The following is a 16,706-nucleotide window of genomic DNA, read 5'->3' as shown; positions in this document are numbered from 1 at the left end:
ACCGTGGCGAGGCCGGTCCAGGCGCCGGCCGTACCCATGCCGGCCGCGGCCCCCGCCCGCAGGGAGGCGCCGCCGCAGCGTGGCGCCAGCACCGATTTCGGCGATCCCGGCCCGGGCAGCGAGGTCCCGCCCTGGGAGCACGCAGGCAGCAGCGACGTTCCGCCGTGGGAAGAGCTTCCGCCCGATCTGCCCATGATCGGGCCATATGGCAGCGACCCCGAGCCGGTGCCCGCGCGCCAGCCCGCGCCGCGCCGGGAAATGAACGCACCGGCCGCGCCGGCCGTAGCCCAGGCCGCGCCCGTGGAGCCGGCTGCACCCGTGCGGCTCACCCCGCCGAAGCCGCCCGCACCGGGCGAGGATGGCACGCCGCCGGTATTCACCGGTGCCTGGCCGGCCCTGGCCGCCAGCCTGCCGCTCAAGGGGCTGGCGCAACAGCTGGCGTACCAGAGCGAGCTGGTGCAGGTGGTCGGCCGCACCTTCCACCTGCGCGCGCCGGTGGCGCCGATTACCGAGGCGGGCGTAGTCGAACGCCTGCAGCAGACGCTGGCCGAGCATCTCGGCGTCGAGGTGCGGGTGCAGTGCGAGGTCGGCGCGGTTGCCGACACCGCCGCGGCCGCCGATGCCCAGGCGCGCGCCGAGCGCCAGCGCGAGGCCGAGGCCACGATCGGGAGCGATCCTTTCGTGCAGGGGTTGTTGCGCGAGTTTGGCGGCCATATCCTGGACGGTTCGATCCAGCCGCGCGCCGCCTGAGCGTTTCGTATTTTTTGACGGGCCGCCGGCGCCCATGACGCGGCGGCCCGTAACTTCCATCCAATTGAAAATCAGGAGCACTCCATGATGAAGGGCCAACTGGCCGGGCTGATGAAGCAGGCCCAGCAAATGCAGGAAAACATGAAGAAGATGCAGGAGCAGCTCGCCCTGATCGAGGTCGAGGGCCAGTCCGGCGCCGGACTGGTCAAGGTGGTGATGACCTGCAAGAACGACGTCAAGCGCGTTTCCATCGACCCCAGCCTGCTCGCCGAAGGCGAAGACAAGGAACTGCTGGAAGACCTGGTGGCGGCTGCCTTCAACGACGCCGTGCGCAAGGCCGAGGCCACCTCGCAGGAAAAGATGGGCTCGATGACTTCCGGCCTGCCGTTGCCGCCGGGCTTCAAGCTGCCGTTCTGAGCCAGCCAGGGAGCTCGCGCATGATTCTCGAATCCGCAGTGCTGCCGGTACGCCCGGCCAGCGGAGCCGCGGCGTGAAAGGCGCGCCTCCCACTTCGCTGCAGGCGCTGATCGAGGCGCTGCGCGTGTTGCCAGGCGTGGGCCCGAAATCGGCACAGCGCATGGCCTACCACCTGCTGCAGCACGACCGCGAGGGTGCGCGCAAGCTGGGCGATGCGCTGCGCGGCGCGGCCGATGGCATCAAGCATTGCTCGCGCTGCAACACCTTCACCGAGCAGGAAATCTGTTCGACCTGCCTGGACGACCGGCGCGATGCCTCGCTGCTGTGCGTGGTGGAGACCCCGTCCGACCAGATCATGATCGAGCAGACGCTGACCTATCGCGGCCAGTATTTCGTGCTGATGGGGCGGCTCTCGCCGCTCGACGGCATCGGGCCGCGCGAGATCCACCTGGACCGGCTGCTGGCGCGCGCCACCGATCCCGAGTTGGGCGGACCGGTGTCCGAGGTCATTGTTGCCACCAATTTCACCAGCGAAGGCGAGGCCACCGCGCACTATATCGGCGAGATGCTGAAGGCGCGCGGGCTCAAGGTGACGCGCCTGGCGCGCGGCGTACCGGTGGGCGGAGAGCTGGAGTATGTCGATGCCGGCACCATTGCCCGCGCGGTGATGGACCGGCGCTCCGTATAAAGTAAATCCGACCGTGCGCTTGTGCGCAATCGCATGAACCTCGCCCGTTTCGACCTTGTCACGCTTGGCCTGTTTGTCGCCGTGGCGCGCCAGGGCAGCATTTCCGCCGGCGCACGCCAGTCGCACCTGGCGGTGGCGGCGGCCAGCAAGCGCATCTCCGACCTCGAGACCGCAGTCGGCGCGCCACTGTTCTTCCGCCATGCCGCGGGGGTGCAGCTGACCGAGGCCGGACAGGCCTGCTTTCACCACGCGCTGACCATCCTGCAGGACGTCGAACGCATGGCCGGCGTGATGTCGGACTACGCCAGCGGCGTGCGCGGCCAGGTGCGCGTGTGCGCCAATACCTCGGCGATCACGCAATTCCTGCCCGACGACCTGGCGACCTTCATGGCGCTGCATCCCACCATCCGTATCGAACTGGAAGAGCAGAACAGCAGCGAGATCGTCGCCGCGCTGGTGGAGAACCGTGCCGATGTGGGCATTTTTGCCGACCGCACGCCCTGCGCAGGCCTGGTCACGGTCGAGTACCGGCAGGACGAGCTGGTGCTGGTCACGCCGCCCGGCCATCCGCTTTCCGAGCGCGGGCCGGTACGCTATGCGGACACCCTCGAATACGATTTCGTCAGCCTGCCGCAGGTGACCTCGCTGGCAGCCCGCCTGCTGGAGGAAAGCAGCCGGCTGGACCGGCCGTTCCGGCTGCGTATCCAGGTGCGCAGCTTCGACGCCATGTGCCGCATGGTGATGGCGGGGCTGGGCGTGGGCGTGCTGCCGCGCATCGCGGCGGAGCCGCATGTGCAGTCGATGGGGCTCTCGCTGGTCGGCCTGCAGGACGCCTGGGCGCGCCGTTCCCTGCTCATCGGCATGCGCGACCCGGCCGGGCTGACGGTGTCGGCGCGCTTGCTGATCACCCATCTCTGCGGCGAGCGCGCGCCGTTCTGACGGCCGCCGGGCTTTCGCGTTCCAAGAAAGCCCGCTTCTCCGAATGCCGATTCCGCCAGCCGCGCGGCTGGGGCACACTGCGTCGAAACAAGGCGTGGCGCGGGCCTGCGGGCCGCAGCGCACCGATACCGCGACACGCCCGCCGCATACGACACCGCATGGAGACCCCCAATATGGCGCGACAGATCCTCGAAGGCATTCGGGTCCTGGAACTCGGGCAACTGATTGCCGGCCCCTTCGCCGCCAAGACCCTCGCCGATTTCGGCGCCCAGGTCGTCAAGGTGGAGCCGCCCGGGCAGGGCGACCCGCTGCGCAAATGGCGCATGCTGTACGAGGACACCTCGGTCTGGTGGGAAGCGCAGTCGCGCAACAAGCAATCGGTCTGCATCGACCTGCGCAATCCGGAGGGCCAGGCCGTGGTGCGCCAGCTGGCCGCCGGGGCCGATGTGCTGATCGAGAATTTCCGCCCCGGCACCATGGAGAAATGGGGCCTGGGTTACGAAGTGCTGCGCGCGGAGAACCCCGGGCTGATCATGGTGCGCGTGTCCGGCTACGGCCAGACCGGCCCGAAGAAGGACGAGCCCGGCTTTGCCGCGGTGGCCGAGGCCATGGCCGGGTTGCGCTATCTCACCGGCGAGCCGGGACGCGCACCGGTGCGCGCCGGTTTGTCGCTGGGCGACACCATTGCCGGCCTGCACGGCGCGCTGGGCGTGCTGCTGGCGCTGTACGAGCGAGACGCGCGCGGCGGCGAGGGACAGGTGATCGACGTCGCCTTGTACGAGTCGCTGTTCAACCTGAGCGAAAGCCTGCTGCCGGAATATTCGGCCTTCGGCGCGGTGCGCCAGCCGGCCGGCGGCGCCTTGCCCGGCATCGCGCCGTCCAATGCCTACGCCTGCGCCAGCGGCGAATACGTGCTGGTGGCGGCCAATGGCGATGCCATCTTCAAGCGCCTGATGCACGCCATCGGCCGCGCCGACCTGGCCGAGGATGCGGCGCTGGCGCGCAACGACGGCCGCGTGAAACGCGTCGACGAGATCGATGCCGCCATCACCGCCTGGACCCGCACCCAGAGCGTGGAGAGCGCACTGGCGGTGCTCAAGCAGGCCGAAGTGCCGTCCGGCCGCATCTATACGGTCAAGGATATTGCCGAAGACCCGCACTACCGCGCGCGCGGCGTGATCGAGAGCGTGACCGCGGCCAGCGGGCTGACGGTCGAAGTGCCGGGCATCATGCCCAAGCTGTCGGCCAGCCCGGGCGCCATTCACGACCGCGCGCCCACGCTGGGAGAGCACACCGATACCGTGCTGGCGGCGGCGGGGTTCGATGCCGCCGCCATCGCCGACCTGCGCGCGCGCGGGGTGGTGGCATGAGCGTGCCGCGCGGGCCTGCCCGCATCGAGATCAACGAAGTCGCGCCGCGCGACGGTCTGCAGATCGAGCCGGTAGTGGTGCCGACCGACGCCAAGGTGGCCTTCCTGGACGCCTTGTCCGCCTGTGGCTTTGCCCGCATCGAAGCCACTTCCTTTACCTCGGCGAAAGCCATTCCCGCGCTGGCCGATGCCGAGGCGGTGATGCATCGCATGCGGCGCCTGGCGGGCGTGCGCTACACCGCGCTGGTGCCGAACCTGCGCGGCATGGAGCGCGCGCTGTCGTGCCGGCCCGACGAGCTCAACCTGGTGATGTCCGCCAGCGAGACCCATAACCGCGCCAACCTGCGCATGACGCGCGCGCAGTCGCAAGCCCAGCTGCTGGCGATGATCGAGGTCGCCGGTGCGGCTGGCGTGCCGGTCAATGTCTCGCTGTCGACGGTGTTCGGCTGTCCGTTCGAGGGCGAGGTCGAGGCCGATGCCGTGATGGCGCTGGCCGGGGCCTTTGCCAAGGCCGGGGCTGCCGGCATCACGTTGTGCGACACCACCGGCATGGCTTATCCCAGCCAGGTCGCTGCCTTGTGCCAGCGCTTCCGGCAAAGCCTGCCGCAGGCCGGCCTGACCATTCACCTGCATAACACCCGCGGCATGGGCCTGGCGAACGCGCTGGCCGCATGGCAGGCAGGCGTGACGCGCTTCGACGCCGCTGCCGGCGGCCTGGGCGGCTGTCCCTTCGCGCCGGGCGCGAGCGGCAATGTCGGCACCGAGGAGCTGGTGCACATGTTCGAGGCCATGGGCGTGGATACCGGCGTGGACCTGGGGCGGCTGCTCGGCGTGGTTGCCGGCCTGCCGGCGCTGGTCGGTCGCGACATCGCCAGCCAGTTGCTGCGCGCCGGCCCGCGCCTGCGCACCCATCAGCCACCGGCCTGGCTGGCGGCGCATTTTGCCGGGCAGGGCTGAATCCCGGCTCGCTACACCAATCCCGAAGAACGGGGGCGTACCGCGCGGCGAGGGCCGGCGCGGACGCCGTACAAGACCAAGATCAACAAGCATCAAGCAGGAGACATCCCATGCCTCGCATCCCGGCCTGTGCCAACGCACGTCCGCATTCTTCCCTGCCCGCATCGGCTGCGCGCCGCAGGGCGCTCGCCGCTGCCGTCGCGCTGGCCGCCACCGGCCTGACCGGCGCCGCCTGGGCGCAGGACGGCAGCTATCCTGCCCGGCCGGTCACGCTGGTCGTTTCCGCCGCCGCCGGCGGTACTACCGACCTGGCCGCGCGCATGATCTCCGAGCCGCTGTCCAAGGCTCTTGGCCAGCCCGTGGTCGTGGACAACCGCCCGGGCGGCTCGGGCGGCATCGCCGCGCAGACCGTGGCGCGCGCCAAGCCGGATGGCTACACCCTGCTGGTGCAGTACTCGGGCTTCCAGGTCATCACGCCGCTGCTGACGAAGACCTCCTGGGACCCGGTGAAGGACTTCGCGCCGGTTGCCAATCTCCTGTCGGCGCCGCAGGTGCTGGTGGTGCGTCCGAGCCTGCCGGTCAAGACGCTCAAGGAGCTGGTGGCCTATGCCAAGGCCAATCCCAACAAACTCAACTACGCGTCGTCTGGCAATGGCTCGCTGCAGCACGTCTCCACCGAACTGCTGAACCAGATGGCCGGCATCCAGATCACCCATGTTCCATACAAAGGCACCGGCCCGGCCATGACTGACCTGCTGGGCGGCTCGGTGGACCTCACCATCACCACGCCGCCGCCGCTGATGGGGCATATCCAGGGCGGCAAGCTGCGCGCGCTGGTGGTGACCAGCAAGCAGCGCCTGCCCAGCCTGAAGGACGTGCCTTCCGCGCCGGAGGCGGGCTATCCCGATCTCGACGTGTCGTCGTGGTTTGCCATGTACGCGCCCGCCGGCACGCCCAAGCCGATCGTGGACAAGCTCGCCGGCGAGATCGAACGCATCATGCAGACCGATGCCTTCCGCAAGAAAGCGGAAGAGCTCGGGGCCGAGGCGAAGTTCATGGGGCCGCAGCAACTGGCCACGTATCAGCGCAATGAACTGGCGCGCTGGGGCAAGGTCATCAAGTCGGCCGATATCCACGCGGAATGAAGCATGCCGCCGGGCGGCGGATCAGAAAGCCAGCCGAAAGGCGAGCCCTGTATCGTCGATGCCCATGCCAGATGAATACGCTGCATGGCGTAGGTGTTGATCCCGATGCGGCATGGCATGGCATCGGCTAGCATCGCAATTTGCCGCGCAGCGGCACCGCAAGGCGGCAAGGTACGCGCGAGACCGGCGGTGCATGGGGGTTGGCCATCAGCGGCGCAGGCGCCGGCTGGCGGCCCGGGTACAACAGGTAGGAGAGAGAACAATGTATAACAAGAAATTCTGGAAGCAGGCGCTGCTCGCGCTGGCGCTGTTCCTGGCGGGCTGGTTCACCTTCGGCGGCTACGCCCAGGCGCAGGGCAAGCCCGAGAAGACCAGGCTCACTATCGCCGTTGGCGGCAAGAACCTGTTCTACTACCTGCCGCTGACCATTGCCGAACGCCTCGGCTACTTCAAGGACGAAGGACTCGACGTCGAGATCGTCGACTTCGCCGGCGGCGCCAAGGCGCTGCAGGCGGTGGTGGGCGGCAGCGCCGACGTGGTCTCCGGCGCCTACGAACACACCCTCAACCTGCAGGCCAAGGGCCAGCAGTACCAGGAGTTCGTACTGCAGGGGCGCGCCCCGCAGATCGTGCTGATGGTCTCCAACAAGACCATGCCCAACTTCAAATCGATCGCCGACCTGAAGGGCAAGAAGATCGGCGTCACGGCGCCAGGCTCGTCCACCAATATGATGGCCAACTTCGTGCTGGCCAAGGCGGGCCTGAAGGCGTCGGACGTCTCCTTCATCGGTGTCGGCGCCAGCGCCGGCGCGGTGGCGGCGATGCGCTCGGGCCAGATCGACGCGATGGCCAACCTGGATCCGGTGGTGTCGATGCTGACGCAGAAGAACGAGGTGCGCATCGCCTCGGACACCCGCACGCTGAAGGACACCCATGCCGTGTTCGGCGGCAATATGCCCTCGGGTTGCCTCTATGCCTCGACCGCTTTCATCCAGCAGAACCCGAACACCACGCAGGCGCTGACCAACGCCATGGTGCGCGCGCTCAAATGGCTGCAGAAAGCCGGCCCGTCGGACATCGTCAAGACCGTGCCGGAAAGCTACCTGCTGGGCGACCGCGCGCTGTACCTGGCGGCCTGGGAGAAGGTCAGGGAAGCGATCTCGCCGGACGGCATGATGCCGGCCGATGGTCCCAGGACCGCGCTCAACACGCTGCAGCAGTTCGATCCGGACCTGAAGGGCAAGGCCATCAAGCTGGAAAACACCTTCACCAATACCTTCGTGCAAAAGGCCAACGCCAAGTACAAGTAAGGCATAAGGCATCGCCCGCGCCGGGATTGGGACACCACGGTGCCGGCGGCCCGCTGCGTGCAGCGGGCCTTTGCATTGGCGCGCACGGAGGCCGGGCATGGCTTCCGGCGCGCTGTCCCGAGTTCGCTTTCCACGCTATTCCTATCGCGCGATACGGCGCGGATCCTACCGATGGCGGGGGCTGCCCCCCTTGCAACCCCCGCCTTGTCCCGCGCCGTATCCGCCAAGAGCCTGCCATGAGCACTGCCGCACTATCTCTCGACAACGTCACCTGCACCTTCGTTTCCCGCGAGGACCGCAGCCAGCGCTATACCGCCGTCAAGGATGTCACGCTGGACATCCAGCCTGGCGAGTTCGTCTCCGTGGTGGGGCCGACCGGCTGCGGCAAATCCACGCTGCTCAATGTGGGAGCCGGCTTGCTGCAGCCGTCGACCGGCGAGGTGCGCGTGTTCGGCGAGCCGCTGCGCGGCATCAATGCGCGTGCCGGCTATATGTTCCAGGCCGAGGCGCTGATGCCCTGGCGCAGCGCGCTCGACAATGTGATCGCCGGGCTCGAATTCCGCGGCATGCCGCGCGCCCAGGCAGTGGAAGAGGGCGAGGCCTGGCTGCGCCGCGTCGGGCTGGGCGGCTTCGGCGACCGCTATCCGCACCAGCTCTCGGGCGGCATGCGCAAGCGCGTGAGCCTGGCGCAGACCCTGGTGCTGGATCCTGACATCATCCTGATGGACGAACCGTTTTCCGCGCTCGACATCCAGACCCGCCAGTTGATGGAAAACGAAGTGCTGGACCTGTGGGCGGCTAAGCGCAAGGCGGTGCTGTTCATCACGCACGACCTCGATGAAGCCATCTCCATGAGCGACCGGGTGGTGGTGCTGTCGGCCGGTCCCGGCACGCACCCGATCGGCGAGTTCGCCATCGACCTGCCGCGCCCGCGCGATGTGGCCGAGATCCGCAATCATCCGCGCTTTGTCGAGCTGCATGCGGCCATCTGGGACGTGCTGCGCGAGGAAGTCCTGAAGGGCTACGCGCAACAGCGCAAGGTTGCCTGAGATGATCGCCATCGCCCAGGCCATCGCGGCAAGCCGCGCACCGCAGACCCCGATGTTCCGGCCCGCCTGCACCCCATTCAATCCGGTCTGACTTAACTCGAATTCCGCTTCCCATGGCTTTCCGTCCCGACTCCAAGGGCATGCTCCGCTTCTGGCAGCTGCTCGTCCTCGTGGTGATCCTCGGCGCCTGGCATATCGCCACGCGCTCGCAACAGGTTGCCTTCTTCTTCGGCGAACCGCTGATGGTGGCCCAGCGCATCTGGAGCTGGTTCGTGGTCGAGCGCGATATCTATATCCATCTCGGCGTGACCCTGATCGAGACGCTGCTGGCCTTCGGCATTGGCACGGCGGCCGGCCTCGGCGTCGGCCTGTGGCTGGCGCTCAGCCCGCTGACCTCGGCCATCCTCGATCCCTATATCAAGGCCATGAACTCGATGCCGCGCGTGATCCTGGCGCCGATCTTCGCCGTGTGGTTCGGGCTGGGCATCTGGTCCAAGGTGGCGCTGGCCGTGACGCTGGTGTTCTTTATCGTCTTCTTCAATGTCTACCAGGGCGTCAAGGAAGTCAGCCCGGTGGTGCTGGCCAATGTGCGCATGCTGGGCGCCAACCGTAAGCAGTTGCTGCGCCATGTCTACCTGCCGAGCGCGACCAGCTGGGTCTTTTCCTCGCTGCATACCTCGGTTGGCCTGGCCTTCGTCGGCGCGGTGGTGGGCGAGTACCTGGGCTCGGCGCGCGGCGTGGGCTACCTGATCCTGCAGGCCGAAGGGACCTTCGACATCAACACCGTGTTTGCCGGCATCGTGGTGCTGACCGCGGCGGCGCTGGTGCTGGACACCCTGGTGGGCAGCGTCGAGAAGCGGCTGATGAAATGGCAGCCCCGCACGGGCGAAACCGAGCGGCTGTAACCGCGCGCCAGCGTGCGGGCAGGAAGAAAAATGGCCGGGGGAGAGCGTTCCTCCGGCCATTTTTCATGGCCGCCGCCGGCGCGTATTACAGCAGCTTGATGCTGGCGCTGCCGGCCGGGATTTCCACGGTCTGGCTGCTCGCGGTGGCGGGCAGGGCGGGCGCGGCGGCGTTGGTCAGCGTCTTGAGCTTGCTGAAGGTGCAGCTGAGCTTGTCCGCCGTCAGCGTCACCACCGCATAGCCCTGGGCATCGGTATCGACGTAGCGCAGCCAGGGGTTGAACGCCTTCAGCGTGGCATTGAAGGTGTTCACCGTGGCGCCGCCCTGGGTGGCGTACACCAGCGGCTTGGCTGCCGCGAAGGCCGCATCGGTGTCGACCACGCTCTTGAAATAGCTCTGGAAGGAGTTGCTCGACAGGCCGGCGGTGACGAGGTCCACCATCACGGGCACCGGCGTGGCGGCGTCGTAGTCGTCCATCACCGGGCCGGCGAAGAAGGCGTGGATGTCGCCGGTCAACGCTACCACATTGCCGATGCCCTGGTTCTTCAGGAAGGCCATCAGGCTCTTGCGCTCGGCGTTGTAGCCGTCCCACTGGTCGGCGTTGAGGATGAACTGGCCGAGCAGGGTGGCCGGCGGCAACTGGCTGTCCAGCGCGGGTTTGATGGCTGCGTCGAAGACCGGGCCGGTGATGCCGGCAAGCGCCAGCACGCCCTTGAGGCTGGTGTAGGCAAGAGTGGGATAGGTGCCGCCGGTCCTGGCGGTCTGCAGGTCGGCAGCCAGCGCCGTCGTCATGGCGGTTTGCAGCGGCGCCAGCGCGGCATTGGCCTGGACCAGTCCCGCTGCGATCAGGCTGGCGATGGCCTGGGTGCCGTCGATCTGCATGCGCAGCAGCGAGACCTCGTTGCCCCACAGCTTCCAGGTGGTGGCGGCGCTGCGCATCTGGTTCTGCCACCAGGCCCGCTGGGTGTCGCCGAGGATGGAGACCGGTGTCAGCGCATTGCCTGCGGACGCCATCTTCCGGGTCTCCTCTGCGGCCAGCGTAGCCTTGGGCACGAAGTAGCGGCTGCCGATCTCGCTGCCGGCAGCCTGTTCCGGCAGCACGTGGTCGGCACGGTAAAGGCGCTCGTCGGTCATCACCAGCGTGGCCAGGTTGCCGAAGGTGAAGGAACGATAGATCTGGATGTTCTGGAACGAGGGATTGGCCAGGTCGATGCTCACGTCGGCCGGCATGAACTCGAACCAGGCCTGGCTGGCGCTGCGCCGGCGCGCGGTGCGCGGCGTGAGGTCGTCGGTGGCGCTGTAGTTCTGGCGGTCCTGCCAGCAGTCGTCGGAGAACTCGTGGTCGTCCCAGATGGCGATGATGGGGAAGCGTGCATGCAGCGCCTGCAGGCGCGCGTCGCTGCGGTACGATTTGTACAGGTAACGATAGTCGTTGACGGTGGTGGCGTAGCTCGCGCCGTCGGCGCGCAGGGTGCCGTCCGGCAGCTTGAGCTGGGCGTGGCGGCTCTCCACCTTGCCGGTCTGGAACGCGGCGCCCACGGTCTCGTAGATGTAGTCGCCCAGATGGACGATGAAATCGAGGTCCTGCGCCGCCAGTTCCTCCATCGCCGCCCAGTGGTTCACGCTCCAGTCCTGGCAGGTGACAAAGGCGAACCTGAGCTGCGCCAGCGGCGTGCCGGCCGCCGGCGCCGTGCGCGTGCGCCCGGTCGGGCTGGTCCTGGAGCCGACGATGAAGCGGTAGTAGTAGGTGGTGGCCGCGCTCAGCCCCGTCACCTTGTTGCGCAGCGTGTAGTCCCAGTCGGGCAGCGCCGTCAGGGTGTCGTTGACCAGCAGCGTCGAGAAATCGGGCTGGGCCGATACCTGCAGCTTGACGGCCACCGGCCGCTTGCCGTTGTCGCCTTCCACACGCGTCCACAGCACGATGCTGCCGGGCTTCGGATCGCCGGAAGCCACGCCGTGCTGGAAGCTGAAACTGTCCGCCGGGGTGGGAACGGCGTCGGGCGTGACGGTGGGGGTGTCATCTCCGCCGCAGCCGGCCAGGCCGGTGGCGGCCACCGAGACGGTGACGAAACTACCCCATTTCAAGAACCGGCGACGATCCATCTTTATTTCCTCCAGTGAGTGCATGCGGTGTTCGCCGGGACGGTCGCGGGTGCCGCGGCAAGGCTGGTCATTCTTGCCGCGCGGCATGACCATTGTGTGTCTTGGGGCACTTAAAAATTAGAGGTTTACTGTAAGAAAGACGGTATTCAATGCGCAGCCGCTGCTTGGTCGGCTCTGTATTATCTCTATAAAATTATTGTTTTACAGAAATATTTGTTCGCAAGACAATCATTTTTGCTTAGAATCTGGCACTGTTCGCGATCTTTTCGGAGTCGTCATGCCTGACCGTGTTTCCTCGCGCATCGTCCGCATCAGCCAGCGCCTCGCCGCGTTGAGCCTGCTGCTGATGGTGGGCATGCTGCTGCTTAACGGCGCTGGCTGGCTGGCGCCGGGGACCCATAGCCTGGACGGCCTTCGCTTTGGCCTTAGCGGCCGGATGATGTCCGGCCTTCCACTGGACCTCGCGGCGCTCCCCGTCTGGACGCGGCTGGGCGCCGTGCTGCTGTCGAGCATTCCGTTGGTGGCGCTGGCGATCGGCCTGCTGCAGCTGCGCGCGCTGTTTCGCTGCTACGCGCGCAGCGAGTATTTTTCGGTGGCGGCGGCCGACCACATGGGCAGGGCCGGGCGTGCGGTGCTGGCCTGGGCGATGCTGGATTTTCTCTGCGAGCCGCTGCTTAGCGTGTGGTTGACCATCGGGCAGCCGCCCGGGCACAGGCTGGTGACGTTGAGCGTGGGAGCAGGCAGCGTGGTGGCCTTGTTCATGGCGGCCTGCATCACCGTGATTGCGCATATCCTGCGGCGGGCCAGCGAACTGGACCAGGAGCACCGGCAGTTTGTCTGAGCCGGCACCGCATCCTCCATTCCCGCCATGCCTGTCATGTATCCCATGACGTCAGTGATGCCTGTGCCGTACGACGGTCCCGGCGTCAACGCGGCACGCTGGCGGCATCGCGTGATTGTGGCAGCGGTAGTGCTGCTGGCACACGCGCTGGTGCTGGGGCCGGCGCCTTGGCACGGGCCCCAGCCATCGCCCCGGATGCCGAGCAAGGACGGGCGCGGCCAGGCGGCCCTGCAATGGGTTGCGGTATTGCCGCCCGCTACGCCACCCGCGCCGGCCTTGTCCGTGGCGCCCCCGGCCGGATCGCAGGCCAGGGCCGCGCTCCGCCCCGAGCGCGCTGCTGACGGTGCGCGCCGCATGCCGGCGGCTGCGCAGCCACCCGCGCGGGAGCCCGCGGCGGCGGCGGATTCCCTGGCAAGCGAGCATGCCGCCCCTTCCGGCCCCAGTGCCGCCATGGTGCCCACCTTGCCGATGGGCCCGGTCCGCTCTGTGCTTCCGGCGCCTGATGCCGGCGTGGCGCGGGACAATATCGCCCGCAGCCGCCAGCGCGGCGGAGCCGCCTTCGAGCGTGCCGCCTCGGATGCGGTGGCCACGCCGGCGCAACGGCTGGCCGCGGGTATAGCCGCGGCGGCACCGGGCGATGCGCTCGGCGAGGCGCAGGCGGGCACCAGCCGCACTGCGCGCGTGCGCGGCAGCGCGGGAAGCTACTGCCTGCGCCTGAAGGATCCGAGCCTGAAGCTCGATCCGTTCCGGCAGGAACTGGCGCTGCCCACCAACTGCCCGCCCTAGCGGCCCGGCCCGGGGCTAGCGGGATGCCGTTTTGTCCCCGTGGCCTTCGGCCGCGGGTGCTCTGAAGCGTACGCTGACGGTCAGGCCGCCGCCCGGCGTTTCCTCCAGCATCACGGTGGCGCCGTGCGTGCGCGCGATTTCCTGCACGATGGGCAGGCCGAGGCCGCTGCCTTCCTGCACCTGGTTGCCGTCGCAGCGGTAGAAGCGCTCGAATACCTTCTCACGTTCGCTGGCGGCAATCCCGGGGCCGTTGTCCACTACCTGCAAGAGCGGTTCGCCCGCATTGGCGCAGACGCGGACCGTCACCGAAGCGTCCCGGCCGGTATGGCGGATGGCATTTTCCACCAGGTTGCCGGTGAGTTCCTGCAGCAGTTCGGCCTGCCCCATGGCGTACACCGGCGCCGGCGCCTCGAAGCCCAGGTCGACTCCGCCGGCGCGCGCCACCGGCGCCAGGTCGAGCGCCACGCTCTTGGCCAGGGCGTCGAGGCGTAGCGGCTGCAGCGCTGGCGCGTAGCCGCTGTCGGGCTCCAGCCGCGACAGCGACAGCAACTGCTGCACGCCCCTGGCGGCCTGGCGTACGGTGTCGTGCAATGGGCGCAGGTGAGGGCGGATGCGGTCGCCATCGCGCTCGCGCAGGGCCAGCTCGGACTGCGCCTGCATGATGGCCAGCGGCGTTTTCAGCTGGTGCGCAGCGTCGGCGAAGAAGCGCTTGCGCGCCAGCAGCATGCGGTGCATGCGCGCCACGTACTGGTTGATGGCCTCGACCAGCGGCTCGATCTCGGCGGGCAGGTCCTTTTGTTCCAGTGGCGCCAGGTCATCGGCGTCGCGCGCGGCCACCGTGGCGCTGAGCCGGTGCAGCGGGCGCAAGCCACGCCGCACGCCCAGCCAGACGATGCCCAGCGCCAGCGTCACCAGCACCATTTCCTGCTGCAGCGAACCCATCAGGATCTCGCGGGCCAGCATCTGGCGCGGCTCGATGGTTTCCCCGACCAGCACCCAGACCAGCCGCGTCTGCCCGGAGGGCGTGTCGCGCACCGGCAGGGGCTGGGCGGCCATGCGTATCGGCTGCCCGCGGAAGTGCGCGTCGTGGAAAACGGTCTTGTAGAGCGCTTGTTTTTGCACGGCCGGCATCGGTAAATCGTCGTAGCCCGTCAGCGTGGCGCCATGCTCGTCGCGGATCGCGTAGTAGATGCTGCTGCCGTCCTCGGACTCGAAGATTTCCAGCGCCAGGTAGGGCACGTCGATGGCGAAGCGGCCCTCGTGCAGGCGGATGCCTTCGCGCATCGACTTGAGCGATGCCTCCAGCGTGCGGTCGAACGCCTCGTGGGCGGCGTCCATCGCGCGGTGATAGGTCATCCAGGCATCCAGCGCGAGCAGCGCAAGCAGTGGCAGCAGCAGCCAGAGCGATAGCTGCAGGCGCAGGCTTGGCACCTTCATCGGGATGCGGGCGCGGCCTGACCCGGCGGCGGCGAGGCTTCGAGCAGGTAACCCAGCCCGCGCAGCGTGACGATGGCCACGCCGCTGCCCTCGAGCTTCTTGCGCAGGCGGTGCACGTAGATCTCGATGGCATCGGGATTGACCGATTCGTCGATGCCGAAGATCTTCTCCGACATGGCCTCCTTGTTGACGGCGCGGCCGTCGCGCAGCATCAGGACCTCCAGCACGGCGCGCTCCCGCCGGGTCAGCGCGAGTTGTTCGCCGTTCAGCGTAAAAGCGCGGCTGATTCCGTCGTAGCTCAGCGTGCCGCATTGCAGGTGCGTGCTGTCGTGGCCGTGGCTGCGGCGTATCAGCGCGCGGGCGCGGGCCTCCAGTTCCGACAGGTCGAACGGCTTGGGCAGGTAGTCGTCGGCGCCGAGATTGAGCCCTCGCACCCGGTCCTCCACTGACCCGTGCGCGGTCAGGATCAATACCGGCAGGGCGTTGCGGCGTTGCCGCAGGCGCCGCAGCACTTCCAGGCCGTCAAGCTTGGGCAGGCCGATGTCCAGGATGGCGAGCGCGTAGTCCTGGGTGGAAAGCAGATGGTCGGCAGCCCGGCCGTCGTGCATGCAGTCGACGGCGAAGCCGGCCTGGCCGAGCGCTTCGGTGAGCGCACGCGCCAGCATCACATTGTCTTCAACGAGCAGGATTCGCATGGTCTGGGCGGCGGTGCGGCGGGCAAGGCAAAAAGGCGATGGAGAAAGTGGCGTACATCGGAGACGGAGAACACAGGCCGAAAGCGGCCGCCGCGCAGAGGAATACAGGTATCCGGCCAGACTTTGAAGCTAGGGAAACTCCTAGGCTCCCGGAAGCCGGGGGCGGCGAAATCGCCGGGATTTCGAAAGCGAACTGAAAGTGCCCCTGCCATACCATGCGTGCCATTCCGGGGGGATGCCCGGACTTCACCACAACAATGACAGGAGGAGATCTCATGAAGTTGAAATCGATCGCACTGGCGGCGATGGGCCTGGGCCTGGCCGGTGGCGCCGCCGCGCAATCCAGCGTGACCCTGTATGGCATCATGGATGCCGGCGTCGAATATGCCAGCCACGCCGGCCCGAACGGCTCCGTGACGAAGCTGACCTCGGGCGGCAGGAACACGTCGCGCTGGGGCATGCGCGGCAGCGAGGACCTGGGCGGCGGCCTCAAGGCCCTGTTCCAGCTGGAAAGCGGCATCGCTATCGATACCGGCCGGCTTGACTCCGACGGCACGCTGTTCGACCGCCGTGCCATCGTCGGCCTTTCCAGCAACAAGTACGGCCAGGTGGTGCTGGGCCGCACCTTCACTACCACCTACGATTTCATGCTGCCGTTCGACCCGATGGGCTACGCGCCGAATTACTCGTGGGCGACCTCATCGACCGCCACCGGCGACCGCAAGGACGGCCTGTTCTCGCGCGCGTCCAACGCGATCCGCTACGACGGCAATTTCGGCGGCGTGAAGCTGGGCGCCACCGTGGCACTGGGCGAAGTGGCCGGCAGCTTCAAGCGTTCATCCAAGTACGATCTCGGCGTGGGCTACAGCGCCGGGCCCTTCGCCGCGGCCGCCACCTGGGATCGCCAGAACGGGGCGGGCACCAGCACCACGCCCGCCGACACCACGGACTACATCCAGGGCATCCATGCCGGTGTCAGCTACGGCCTGGGCGATCTCAAGCTGTTCGCCGGCTATCGCAACTACAAGCGCACCTTCACCACGGCCGCGGCAACCCACCGCAGCGACATGTACTGGGGCGGCGCTTCCTACGCCGTCACGCCGGCCTTCACGCTCTATGGCGCGGTGTACAAGCAGAACATCAAGGGCGGCAACGATGCCGATCCGATCCTGTTCTCGGTGCGTTCCGAGTACGCGCTGTCCAAGCGCACCACGGCATATCTGGCAGGCGGCTACGCCAAGGCCCGCAATGGCCAGAACGTAAGCCTGTCGCGGGACTTCATCGGCTATGCGAACAACCAGGTGGGCGTGACCGCCGG

Annotated in this window: 16 protein-coding genes; 13 read left to right on the top strand and 3 right to left on the bottom strand. The window is 67.8% G+C overall.

The features are described 5' to 3' along the window. From P3W85_RS12015 to P3W85_RS11970, 10 genes are all read left to right on the top strand, one after another. A partial coding sequence (locus tag P3W85_RS12015; RefSeq protein ID WP_276264954.1) for a DNA polymerase III subunit gamma/tau C-terminal domain-containing protein occupies window positions 1-750 on the top strand: 750 nt, incomplete at its 5' end. Window positions 751-834: 84 nt separating this feature from the next. Beyond that, window positions 835-1,167, top strand: coding sequence for a YbaB/EbfC family nucleoid-associated protein (locus P3W85_RS12010; RefSeq protein ID WP_006157727.1), 333 nt, complete (start codon window positions 835-837; stop codon window positions 1,165-1,167). 73 nt (window positions 1,168-1,240) lie between these two features. After that, window positions 1,241-1,855 (top strand): recombination mediator RecR, encoded by a 615-nt coding sequence (recR, locus tag P3W85_RS12005; protein ID WP_276264953.1) that lies wholly within the window; start codon window positions 1,241-1,243, stop codon window positions 1,853-1,855. 33 nt (window positions 1,856-1,888) lie between these two features. After that, window positions 1,889-2,794 carry a LysR family transcriptional regulator gene (locus P3W85_RS12000; RefSeq protein WP_017231266.1) on the top strand — a complete coding sequence of 302 codons (906 nt, stop codon included), beginning with the start codon at window positions 1,889-1,891 and terminating at the stop codon, window positions 2,792-2,794. A 173-nt stretch (window positions 2,795-2,967) separates the two neighbouring features. Continuing rightward, window positions 2,968-4,164, top strand: a complete 1,197-nt coding sequence (locus tag P3W85_RS11995; RefSeq protein ID WP_276264955.1) for a CaiB/BaiF CoA transferase family protein — start codon at window positions 2,968-2,970, stop codon at window positions 4,162-4,164. Further along, on the top strand, window positions 4,161-5,120 hold the full coding sequence (locus P3W85_RS11990) for a hydroxymethylglutaryl-CoA lyase (protein WP_276264952.1): 960 nt from the start codon (window positions 4,161-4,163) through the stop codon (window positions 5,118-5,120). The genes P3W85_RS11995 and P3W85_RS11990 overlap by 4 nt, the downstream gene beginning before the upstream one ends. Window positions 5,121-5,230: 110 nt before the next feature. Then, window positions 5,231-6,265, top strand: a complete 1,035-nt coding sequence (locus P3W85_RS11985) for a Bug family tripartite tricarboxylate transporter substrate binding protein (RefSeq protein WP_276264951.1) — start codon at window positions 5,231-5,233, stop codon at window positions 6,263-6,265. A 262-nt stretch (window positions 6,266-6,527) separates the two neighbouring features. Beyond that, window positions 6,528-7,574 (top strand): ABC transporter substrate-binding protein, encoded by a 1,047-nt coding sequence (locus tag P3W85_RS11980; RefSeq protein ID WP_017224944.1) that lies wholly within the window; start codon window positions 6,528-6,530, stop codon window positions 7,572-7,574. A 236-nt stretch (window positions 7,575-7,810) separates the two neighbouring features. Continuing rightward, a complete protein-coding gene (locus P3W85_RS11975; RefSeq protein ID WP_017224943.1) occupies window positions 7,811-8,623 on the top strand; it encodes an ABC transporter ATP-binding protein in 813 nt (270 codons plus the stop codon). Window positions 8,624-8,736: 113 nt separating this feature from the next. Beyond that, complete coding sequence (locus tag P3W85_RS11970) at window positions 8,737-9,528, top strand: ABC transporter permease (protein ID WP_017224941.1); 792 nt, start codon at window positions 8,737-8,739, stop codon at window positions 9,526-9,528. An 85-nt stretch (window positions 9,529-9,613) separates the two neighbouring features. On the opposite strand, the gene P3W85_RS11965 is transcribed toward P3W85_RS11970, so the two are convergent. Beyond that, the gene (locus tag P3W85_RS11965) at window positions 9,614-11,629 is read right to left on the bottom strand and encodes an alkaline phosphatase D family protein (RefSeq protein WP_276264950.1); all 2,016 of its coding nucleotides are present in this window, start codon (window positions 11,627-11,629) and stop codon (window positions 9,614-9,616) included. Between the two features lie 277 nt (window positions 11,630-11,906). On the opposite strand from P3W85_RS11965, the gene P3W85_RS11960 reads away from it, so the two are divergent. Together P3W85_RS11960 and P3W85_RS11955 are read left to right on the top strand one after the other, a co-directional pair. Further along, a complete protein-coding gene (locus P3W85_RS11960) occupies window positions 11,907-12,470 on the top strand; it encodes a DUF2975 domain-containing protein (protein ID WP_017224939.1) in 564 nt (187 codons plus the stop codon). A gap of 45 nt (window positions 12,471-12,515) precedes the next feature. Continuing rightward, the gene (locus tag P3W85_RS11955; RefSeq protein WP_276264949.1) at window positions 12,516-13,256 is read left to right on the top strand and encodes a hypothetical protein; all 741 of its coding nucleotides are present in this window, start codon (window positions 12,516-12,518) and stop codon (window positions 13,254-13,256) included. A 15-nt stretch (window positions 13,257-13,271) separates the two neighbouring features. Here P3W85_RS11955 and P3W85_RS11950 read toward each other — a convergent pair whose 3' ends face one another. Both P3W85_RS11950 and P3W85_RS11945 read right to left on the bottom strand, forming a co-directional pair. Next, complete coding sequence (locus tag P3W85_RS11950; protein WP_276264948.1) at window positions 13,272-14,693, bottom strand: sensor histidine kinase; 1,422 nt, start codon at window positions 14,691-14,693, stop codon at window positions 13,272-13,274. After that, window positions 14,690-15,388: a response regulator gene (locus P3W85_RS11945; RefSeq protein ID WP_017229901.1), complete on the bottom strand. Its 699-nt coding sequence runs from the start codon at window positions 15,386-15,388 to the stop codon at window positions 14,690-14,692. Before P3W85_RS11945 ends, P3W85_RS11950 begins: the two co-directional genes overlap by 4 nt. A 275-nt stretch (window positions 15,389-15,663) precedes the next feature. Here P3W85_RS11945 and P3W85_RS11940 point away from each other — a divergent pair. Beyond that, window positions 15,664-16,706 (top strand): porin (locus P3W85_RS11940; RefSeq protein WP_276264947.1); only part of this gene is annotated, 1,043 nt, incomplete at its 3' end.

The organism is Cupriavidus basilensis (assembly GCF_029335485.1).
In the GTDB taxonomy this organism is placed as follows: Bacteria; Pseudomonadota; Gammaproteobacteria; order Burkholderiales; family Burkholderiaceae; genus Cupriavidus; species Cupriavidus basilensis_E.
This window is presented reverse-complemented; position numbering and strand designations above follow the sequence as displayed.

Bases quoted from the DNA above. Each gene is read 5' to 3' on its own strand.
- P3W85_RS12010 (WP_006157727.1), top strand. From the start codon at position 835: ATGATGAAGGGCCAACTGGCCGGGCTGATGAAGCAGGCCCAGCAAATG.
- P3W85_RS12000 (WP_017231266.1), top strand. From the start codon at position 1,889: ATGAACCTCGCCCGTTTCGACCTTGTCACGCTTGGCCTGTTTGTCGCC.
- P3W85_RS11995 (WP_276264955.1), top strand. From the start codon at position 2,968: ATGGCGCGACAGATCCTCGAAGGCATTCGGGTCCTGGAACTCGGGCAA.
- P3W85_RS11990 (WP_276264952.1), top strand. From the start codon at position 4,161: ATGAGCGTGCCGCGCGGGCCTGCCCGCATCGAGATCAACGAAGTCGCG.
- P3W85_RS11985 (WP_276264951.1), top strand. From the start codon at position 5,231: ATGCCTCGCATCCCGGCCTGTGCCAACGCACGTCCGCATTCTTCCCTG.
- P3W85_RS11980 (WP_017224944.1), top strand. From the start codon at position 6,528: ATGTATAACAAGAAATTCTGGAAGCAGGCGCTGCTCGCGCTGGCGCTG.
- P3W85_RS11975 (WP_017224943.1), top strand. From the start codon at position 7,811: ATGAGCACTGCCGCACTATCTCTCGACAACGTCACCTGCACCTTCGTT.
- P3W85_RS11970 (WP_017224941.1), top strand. From the start codon at position 8,737: ATGGCTTTCCGTCCCGACTCCAAGGGCATGCTCCGCTTCTGGCAGCTG.
- P3W85_RS11965 (WP_276264950.1), bottom strand. From the start codon at position 11,629: ATGGATCGTCGCCGGTTCTTGAAATGGGGTAGTTTCGTCACCGTCTCG.
- P3W85_RS11960 (WP_017224939.1), top strand. From the start codon at position 11,907: ATGCCTGACCGTGTTTCCTCGCGCATCGTCCGCATCAGCCAGCGCCTC.
- P3W85_RS11955 (WP_276264949.1), top strand. From the start codon at position 12,516: ATGACGTCAGTGATGCCTGTGCCGTACGACGGTCCCGGCGTCAACGCG.
- P3W85_RS11950 (WP_276264948.1), bottom strand. From the start codon at position 14,693: ATGAAGGTGCCAAGCCTGCGCCTGCAGCTATCGCTCTGGCTGCTGCTG.
- P3W85_RS11945 (WP_017229901.1), bottom strand. From the start codon at position 15,388: ATGCGAATCCTGCTCGTTGAAGACAATGTGATGCTGGCGCGTGCGCTC.